The organism is uncultured Algibacter sp. (genome assembly GCF_947495675.1).
GTDB lineage: Bacteria > Bacteroidota > Bacteroidia > Flavobacteriales > Flavobacteriaceae > Algibacter_B.
On record NZ_CANLZX010000033.1, the window covers coordinates 1 to 9557 of the forward strand.

At 30.6% G+C, this 9557-nt stretch carries 7 protein-coding genes; all 7 read left to right on the top strand.

Annotation, left to right across the window (positions count from 1 at the left end; genetic code table 11):
* On the top strand, positions 1-2400 hold a 2400-nt coding region (locus tag Q0842_RS15780), incomplete at its 5' end, for a gliding motility-associated C-terminal domain-containing protein (protein ID WP_298500416.1).
* Positions 2401-2411: 11 nt separating this feature from the next.
* Positions 2412-3338, top strand: a complete 927-nt coding sequence (locus Q0842_RS15785) for a type IX secretion system membrane protein PorP/SprF (RefSeq protein WP_298500418.1) — start codon at positions 2412-2414, stop codon at positions 3336-3338.
* Between the two features lie 13 nt (positions 3339-3351).
* Positions 3352-5328, top strand: a complete 1977-nt coding sequence (locus Q0842_RS15790) for an OmpA family protein (RefSeq protein ID WP_298500419.1) — start codon at positions 3352-3354, stop codon at positions 5326-5328.
* A gap of 69 nt (positions 5329-5397) precedes the next feature.
* Positions 5398-7332, top strand: coding sequence for an OmpA family protein (locus tag Q0842_RS15795; protein ID WP_298500421.1), 1935 nt, complete (start codon positions 5398-5400; stop codon positions 7330-7332).
* 164 nt (positions 7333-7496) lie between these two features.
* Complete coding sequence (locus Q0842_RS15800) at positions 7497-8072, top strand: hypothetical protein (RefSeq protein ID WP_298500424.1); 576 nt, start codon at positions 7497-7499, stop codon at positions 8070-8072.
* Between the two features lie 308 nt (positions 8073-8380).
* Entirely contained in the window at positions 8381-8719 is a 339-nt protein-coding gene (locus Q0842_RS15805; protein WP_298500426.1) for a hypothetical protein, read from the top strand.
* A gap of 145 nt (positions 8720-8864) precedes the next feature.
* Complete coding sequence (locus Q0842_RS15810; protein WP_298500429.1) at positions 8865-9329, top strand: hypothetical protein; 465 nt, start codon at positions 8865-8867, stop codon at positions 9327-9329.
* The last annotated feature ends 228 nt before the right edge of the window (positions 9330-9557 follow it).

The following is a 9557-nucleotide window of genomic DNA, read 5'->3' on the forward strand; positions in this document are numbered from 1 at the left end:
GATCCTGTTTGTGAAGGAGATAAAATCTATACATTCACTTATACAGATTGTGCAGGTAATGAATCGGTTTATACTTATACATACACGATTGATGTAACAACATTACCTGTGGTGCCTGCTAATGCTAGTTCTATAGTAGAGTGTATTGCTGATGCTACACAACCTACAGCACCTGTTGTAACTGATGTTTGTGGTAACGACATTACGCCTGTAATTACTCAGAATACAGATCCAATTTGTGAAGGTGATAAAATCTATACATTCACATATACCGATTGTGCAGGTAATGAATCTATTTATTCTCATACATATACCATTGATATAACATCATTGCCTGTAGTGCCTGCAAATGCTAGTTCTTCAGTAGAATGTATAGAAGATGCCATACAACCTCCTGCACCTGTTGTTACTGATGTATGTGGTAACACTTTAATACCAGTTATAATTGAGAATACAGATCCTGTTTGTGAAGGAGATAAAATCTATACGTTCACTTATACAGATTGTGCAGGTAATGAATCGGTTTATACCTATACATATAAAGTAAAAGACAATACACCTCCAGTTTTAGTAATACCACCTAATGTAACAGCTGAGTGTAGTGAAAGCTTAACTCCAATTGAATTTGGTGAAGCAACTGCAACAGATAATTGTGATCCTAATCCAATTGTTACATTTAAAGATGAAAGAAAAGATGGTGTTTGTTCTGGAACTTTTACTATAACACGTACTTGGACTGCAACTGATGCTTGTGGAAATACCATTAGTGCAAATCAAATCATTTCAACATCTGATACTACAGCACCAGAATTTGATCAAACAGTACTTCCTAGAGATATTGTTGTTGAATGTGATAATATACCAGATGCAGAAATCTTAACTGCAACTGATAATTGTAGTATTGCAATAGTAACTGTAGAAGATGCAAAGACTGAAGGAAATTGTCCAAATAATTATATTATAAAACGTTCTTATACAGCTACAGATGAGTGTGGAGTTTCTAGAACACATATTCAAACAATTACAGTTCAAGATACAACACCTCCTGTTTTTGTAGAAGCATTACCTAATTTAAACATAGTAGTGCAATGTGATGCAATTCCAGATGCTGAAACATTAACTGCAACAGATATTTGTGGTACAGCTTCAGTTTCAGTTAGTGATGCTAGAACTGATGGTGATTGTCCTAATAGTTATACTATAGCTCGTACATGGGTTGCTACTGATGCATGTGGATTAACAACTACTTATACTCAAAATATTATTGTTCAGGATACTACACCTCCAACCTTTGTTGAAACTTTACCTAGAGATATAACTGTTGAATGTGATATGATTCCTGAAATAACAAGCTTAACTGCAATTGATAATTGTGGTGATGCTATAGTAACTGTTAGTGATGCTAGAACAGATGGTGATTGTCCTAATAGTTATACTATAGCCCGTACTTGGATTGCTACAGATGAATGTGGATTAAAAACTACATACACTCAAGTTATTACCGTACAAGATACTACAGCTCCTGTACCAACATCTTCAATAGATTCAATGCTAGATGTAAGTTGTACAGATATTCCTGAAGTACCAGAAGTTGAGTTTCAAGATAATTGTTCTACTAACGTCATAATAGACTTTAAAGAAACGAACACATTTGATGAAAGCGTTATTGCAGATTATCAAATTATTAGAACATGGACAGTAAGAGACGCTTGTAACAATGAAGAAACTTATACACAAACTTTAAATGTTTCACTTGATGAAATATTAAATGAGGTAGTTGCTGAAGATGTTTGTTTTGATAATGGTGTTATAAACTTAGAAAACTACTTACCTGAAGATGCTTATGGTGGTACTTGGGAAATTATTGAAGGAAATCCAATAGCGACTATAACAGGTAGTGTATTTGACCCAACAAAATTAGAGGAAGCTTATTCTGAAGATTTTAATCCTAATACTGAAGGTATGCAATATGTATTAAGATATACCGGATTCCAAACGGGCTGTCTTAATATTACAGATGTAATTATTGTAGTTGATGCTAGTTGTAAAGTATTACCTTGTGGTGAAAAAGATATGAGTATTTCTACTGCTATTACACCAAACGGAGATGGCTTTAATGATACTTTTGATATAGAAGGTATTACTTTATGTGGATTTGTTGCAGAAGTAAAAATATTTAACCGTTGGGGAGCTTTAGTTTATGAGTCTAATGAATATACTTTAGGAAGCGAAAGAGAAGGAAATGCTTTTGGTGATTTTGGTAAATGGAATGGAACATCTCCTAAGTCATCAATTGGAAATAATGGAAAATTACCAAACGGTACATATTATTATATCATTAATTTAAGAAATAGTGGATTGGATCCGATAACCGGGCCTATTTACTTAGGAACCAAATAACATCTTAACCTATGAAATTTTTAAAACAAAATATAATCGCTATTGCGTTGTTAAGCTGTACGGTTGGAGTTGCACAACAATTACCGCAATTCACACAGTATATGTACAACACGATCTCTATAAATCCTGCTTATGCTGGTAGTAGAGAAGCATTAAGTATCGTGGGGTTACACAGAAGCCAATGGGTTGGCTTTAAAGGTGGTCCTATAACACAAACACTATCTGTTCATACACCATTAAGGAATGATAGAATCGGTTTAGGTTTGTCTTTTATTGAAGATGATTTAGGTCCACAAAATTTCACATATTTATATGGTGATTTTTCGTATAGCATTCCTGTAGGAAATGATGGGAAATTAGCATTTGGATTAAAAGGTGGATTTACTCAATTTAGTTTTGATACTAACTTTCGTTTAGATGAAGATAATCAAAATGATCCTTTAATTTATGGTACTGAAGATAGATGGGCACCTAATATTGGTGCAGGTATTTACTGGAGTACAAATAGAATTTATGCAAGTTTATCAGCACCAAGAATATTAAATAATGATGCTAATAATGCTAACGACTTTAAAGCATTAGATAGAATTAGTTATTATTTTACAGCTGGTGGTGTTATTGACATAAGCAAAAATATTAAATTTAAACCTGCTGCTTTAATTAAAGCTACAAACGGTGCACCTGTATCGTATGACTTAACAGGAAACTTTTTATTTAGTGAAAAGTTTTGGTTGGGTGGTTCATATAGAATTAACGAACAAACAGCAGCCATTGGTGGAATTGTAGATTTTCAAGTATCTAGACAATTACGTATAGGTTATGCTTATGAAAAACCAATATCTGAAATTGCAGATTACACTACAGGAACTCATGAAATATTACTTATGTATGAGTTCAAATTCTTAAGTTCAAAATTAAAATCACCTAGATATTTCTAAGACTAATTTCCCTATGAATATTAAAAATTACATATTAGTTTGTATGGCTTTAATGCTTAGTTTTTCTATGTTTCCTCAACAAGGTAAACAAAAAAGAGCCGATACACTTTTTAATAAGTTTTCTTTTGTAAAAGCAGCTAAACTCTACAGAGAGCTAGTTCAAGATAACTATAATAGAAATTATGCTACTAGAAAATTAGCAGATAGTTATGCGTTTTTAAGAGATCCCAGAAATGCTTCCAGATATTATAAAAGTGTCGTTAAACAAAAGGATGTGCCTATTGAATATTATTACAAGTATGCACAATCACTTCGTGGAATGAAAAAATATGAAGAATCTCAATTATGGCTTAAACGTTATAAAGATTCTGGTGGTGTAGTAAATGCCAACGATTTTTCTAAAGACATGAATTTCATAACAAGTGTTTTTGGTGCAAAACAACAATACTTTTTAGATAGAGTTCGATTTAATTCTAAGTATAGTGATTTTGGTGCTTTTGAGCATGACGGAAAAGTTTATTTTGCTTCTGCTAGAGATGAAGGCACAGCAATTAAAAGGTTATATGGATGGAACGAACAACCATTTTTAGATATTTATGTTGCCGAGGCTGGTTCAAGAAGAAACGTAGACCATACTGCAAAAGTAAAAGGTGATGTAAATTCAATTTACCATGATGGTCCGGTTACTATTACAAAAGATGGTAAAACCATGTATTTCTCAAGAAATAACTTTAAAGATGATATTGAATTAAAAGATAAAAAAGGCCTAACTAACATGAAAATCTATCGTGCTACTTTAGTCGATAGTTTATGGACAAACATTGAAGATCTTTCTATTAATGGCGATGAGTTTTCAACACAACATGCTGCTTTAAATACAGATGATACAAAATTATATTTTACATCTGATAGACCAGGAACATATGGTGGATCTGATATTTGGTCTGTTGATATTGCTCCAGATGGATCTCTTAGTAACATTCAAAACCTTGGAGACGTTATTAATACAGAAAATGCTGAAGGTTTTCCGTTTATAAATAATGAAGGTGTTTTATTCTTCTCTTCAGATGGGCATACAGGTTTAGGCTTGCTAGATATCTTTGCTTCTATTAAGGGTGAAGATGAAGAAAGTATAGTTGATGTTATAAACTTAGGAATTCCTGTTAACTCCAATAAAGATGATTTTGCTTTTACTATGAACCAAAATGGAATTACAGGTTACTTTGCATCAAACCGTCAAGGTGGCCGTGGTAGTGATGATATTTATGCGTTTCATAGAGAGCCCGTATTACATGTAGAAGGTGTTGTAACAGATGCTATAAACACAAATCCTATACCTAATGCTAAAATTACATTATTTGATGATAAAAATAATCAGGTAGCCTATATGGTAACTAATGAAAATGGTTATTATCAAATAAATATTGATAGAAATAAAGACTATAAAATTGTTGCTAGTCAAGATAAATATATTGAAGATTATAGAGAGTTTACCTCAAAAAATATTCAAACAGAATTAATAACTATTACTGGTAATTTATTATTAAACCCAGTACAAGATGTTGAGAAATTAGCAGAATTAAATACCAATAATAACTTGATTGGTGACGGTTCTACATCTGTAAAAAATGCGCAACTTAAAAATATTTATTTTGATTTCGAAAAGTATAATATTCTTAAGGAATATGCCCTTGAGTTAGATAAAATAGTAAAACTGATGACAGTAGACTACCCAGAAATGGTTATTCGAATTGAAGCTCATACAGATTCACGCGGAACTTTTGAATACAATGACACTTTATCTACCAATAGAGCAAAATCAACCTATGACTATTTAATTTCTAAAGGTGTAAAACCATCTAACATTACAGAATATAAAGGTTATGGAGAACGTCAATTAATAAATGAATGTGCCGATGGCGTAACTTGCGATGAAGCACAACACCAATTAAACAGACGTACACAATTTATTGTAGTAAAAATGGAATAGATACGTAATACCTAACTACGTACATAATACATATAAGTATAGGAATTTTTTAATTAAACAAGACCCCAAATGAAATTAAAAAACGACATAATAACAAGCATGCTTTTGCTTTTCACTTTGTGCACTTTTGCTCAAAATGATATGCAAAAAAAAGCAGATAATTTATTTAATAATTTTGCTTTTGTTCAAGCCACAAATGCATACCATAATTTAATTAATGATGGTATAAATACAGATTATGCTACCAGACAATTAGCAGATAGTTATGCCTATTTAAGAAACCCAGATAGTGCAGTTGTATATTACGAAAAAGCTGTAAAGCAAAGCCAAGTCCCTATTGAGTATTATTACAATTATTCACAAGCGCTTCGTGGTGTAAAGGATTATGAAGCATCAAGAACTTGGATGAAACAGTTTAAAAATGCTGGTGGTAATATTCAAGAACAACTTTATTTAAAAGATTCAGACTTTTTAAACGCTATTTTTAATGCTAAAAAGCAATACACATTAAAACCTGTTAATTTCAATTCAAAATTTAGTGATTTTGGTGCTTACCAACATGGTGATAAAATCTATTTTACATCTGCAAGAGATGAGGGAAATTTAAAAAAACACCTAAATTCTTGGGATGAAGAACCTTTTTTAAATATTTATGCAACCAATAAAGATTTAAAAGAACCTCTTGTTGGTAATAAATCTAAACTAAAAGGAAAAGTAAACTCTGTGTATCATGATGGGCCACTTACCATAACTAAAGATGGTAAAACCATGTATTTTTCAAGAACCGATTTTATAAAAAATATATTAGGTAAAAATGGTGAAGGCATTTCAAATTTAAAAATATATAAAGCGTCTTTAATTGATGGAAAATGGGATAATATTCAAGAATTACCATTTAATAGCAATCATTTTTCTAATGGACACCCCGCATTAAGTGCCGATGAAACCAAACTCTATTTTGCTTCAGATAGATCTGGTGGAAAAGGTGGTTCAGATATATATTATGTAGATATAGAAAATGGTTCTTATGGAAAACCAAAAAACCTTGGAAGTGTTGTAAATACCAACAAAAACGAAAAATTTCCATTTCTAAATAGCGAAGATGTACTTTTCTTTTCTTCAGATGGGCATCCAGGATTAGGATTATTAGATATTTACGGAACAGTAACTAATCAAAGTAATAATATTGTTAGTGTTATTAATTTAGGAACTCCAGTAAATTCTAGTAAAGATGATTTTTCATTTTTTATGAATGAAGATGGTCTATCTGGTTATTTTGCATCTAATAGAAAAGGTGGTTTGGGTAGTGATGATATTTATGCCTATGACAGAACGCCACAATTAAATCTTGAAGGAACAGTTTATGATGATGCAAATAATAACCCTCTTAATAATGCCATTGTAACGTTATTGGATACAGATAATAAAGAAATAGCTACAATTAAAACAAATAACACAGGATATTATGCTATAAATATTGATAGGAATACAGCATATCAAGTAAAAATTTCAAAAGAAGGATATGTAGAAAAAACAGACTTAGTATCTTCAAAAAATATTGAAAAACATATTAAATCTATTAATAATGATTTTTCAATGAAACCTATAGAAATTATAAAACCAGTTATTGAAACACCTAATAAAATTGCACTATCCCCTATTTACTTTAACTTTAATAGTGCATCGGTTAGAAATCAAGACAAGCAAGAATTAGATAATATAGTAAACTCTATGTTGAATGTATATCCAGAAATGGTTATTAAAATAGAATCCTTCTCAGACTCTAGAGGGCCAGCTAATTATAACTATAAGCTTTCACAAAAAAGAGCAACCGCAACTTATAATTATTTAATTAATAAAGGTGTGAATCCTAATAGAATTATTGATTATAAAGGTTATGGCGAAAACAAATTAACAAACGGCTGTAATAGTGCTTCAAAATGTACAGAAGCTCAACATCAATCAAACAGACGTACTGAGTTTGTAATTGTTAAAATAAAATAAATTTACCTAACTTAATAATTAAACCATCAAAAGAAAATTTCTTTTGGTGGTTTTTGTATTTAATAGAGTTATAGTTTTATACTACATATTTGAAAATTGACTTACCCAATAAATTTACCGGGATATTCATATATTTGTTGGTATATAACGAGTTACCTACAATATTGAAAAAACTGCTTCAAATAATAATTCTGATTTTAATCACAGCTTGTGGTTCAACAAAAAACACGTCTGACTTAATTGCGGACGAAAAGTTTGAGTTATGCTCTGAAATCAGATATAATCGACTCGTAACGGAAGTTGAACCGATTGAGGGAAAACTGATTTACAAACAGAATATTCATAGCTTATTAGAAAATTCACTAATTAAAGAAAAATATCTAACTGAAATAAGTAAAAACGGATATGCGGAATTATTAAAAAAAGTAATTAGGAAAGAAATAAAACCTGATTTTTTTGAAAAGCTTAAATCGGATTTAGGATTTGACCCTTATTTGTTATTTCCGACTAATTCTCATTTATCTTGCTATGGCTACTTATTTGAACAATTAAATGTTTTAGACAACTCAAGTTGGCAATATGACTTTTGCTTAGCTTATAATAAATTTGAGGCTTACGGAAATTTAAAAACTGATAATGAATATCTAATTGACGCGCTGAATAAAATTCCAGAAGATAAATTTCAATTAATAATGTATCGGAAATTATTCTTGGATTTAATATATACGAATCTGAATTAAAAATACTGTAGGTAACATCGTATAAAAATAATGCGTAGTTTAGTGCTTAATCAATAGTTCGTGCGCTTTTGTTACATCTGATTTTCCTGCGGAAAATCCTCGCATACAAAACCGCACTATTCTTATACATAACCGTTGCAAACATTAATATGAAATCTGAACTAAAGGAAAAAAATGACTTGAATTTCAAACTAATTCTATTAACTCTATTCCTTTTAGAAATAGTAGCGTGCTGCTATGCTTACTATACTTTAGGAGAAGTCAAACAATTCGTTTGTATTTTAATTCTATCTCTAAATATTATACCGTTGATATTATATCTATATAGAATTAAAACTATCTCTTTCATGATTGGATTAATAATTGGTTTAATATTAATTCCTTATCAGATTTTCTTAGTTGCTAAATGGGTCGAATTAAAAAAAGTATCTTCAATGTTAGTTGAATATATTTATCGTTACCAAAAAGAAAACGGAGAATTTCCTGAGAGTATTTCTGATTACGATTTTGAAAATCACCAATTAACAGATAATTTTTCTTATTATATAGATTCGAAAGACTTCGTACTCCAATATTATATAGGAACTAAGGGTACGACTCATTCCTACTATCATAAAAGTGGAAAATGGGGATATTATCCTGATTAAAAAAAACATTTTCTAGTTTTAGCTAAACCAAAGTTAGTTGCTTATTTGCTAGCTTCTGATTTTCCTTCGGAAAATCCTCGCACACAAACACGCAACTTTCCTTATACATAAACGTTAGCAAATATTTAAAAACCAATCGTTACGAATGAAAACACTATTGATTTTAATATCATTTCTATTTTTGCCCAATTCCAATGCAATGCATAAGGATACACTATTACAAATTGACAAAAACGGGAATATAATTGGCTTACCAAAAGAATTTAGTCCTGCGAAATTTGACCTGACTAAAAAAACGTTGAGAATAAAGGACAAAGAAATTATTTTCCCAGAATGCGTTAGTAATTATTTTGAACAACATCAAAATCCACAAATAACTTTATTAGCTTCTTGGTATCATTCTAAAAAGATTATGCCATATTATCTGACTTTTGACATTTCTGATATAAGTGTCAATTATGGATATAAAATTTTCGTTGACTTAGAAACATTGGAATTGATTTACATGAATAAAACAATTAGAGAAGGAAACAGAATTCATATTCCTAGAATTGAATTAAAAAAAGAATGTTTGACTGAATACAATAATCGAATTAAAACTTTGAATTAATTAAAAACATTTGCTAACATAGTATATATAAAATTGCTGTTTTGTACTTAACCAATGTTAGTTACTTTGTTTGCTAGCTTCTGATTTTCCTTCGGAAAATCCTCGCACACAAACACGCAACTTTCCATATACGTAACCGTTGGCAACTATTTTGACCCGTCCTGAATAAAGGCTACATAATTTTAAACATTATGTACAAAAATGACAAAGTAATTAGACGGTATTCAG

Coding starts and splice junctions, on each gene's coding strand:
- Q0842_RS15810 (WP_298500429.1), top strand. CDS start 8,865: ATGAAAACACTATTGATTTTAATATCATTTCTATTTTTGCCCAATTCC.
- Q0842_RS15795 (WP_298500421.1), top strand. CDS start 5,398: ATGAAATTAAAAAACGACATAATAACAAGCATGCTTTTGCTTTTCACT.
- Q0842_RS15790 (WP_298500419.1), top strand. CDS start 3,352: ATGAATATTAAAAATTACATATTAGTTTGTATGGCTTTAATGCTTAGT.
- Q0842_RS15785 (WP_298500418.1), top strand. CDS start 2,412: ATGAAATTTTTAAAACAAAATATAATCGCTATTGCGTTGTTAAGCTGT.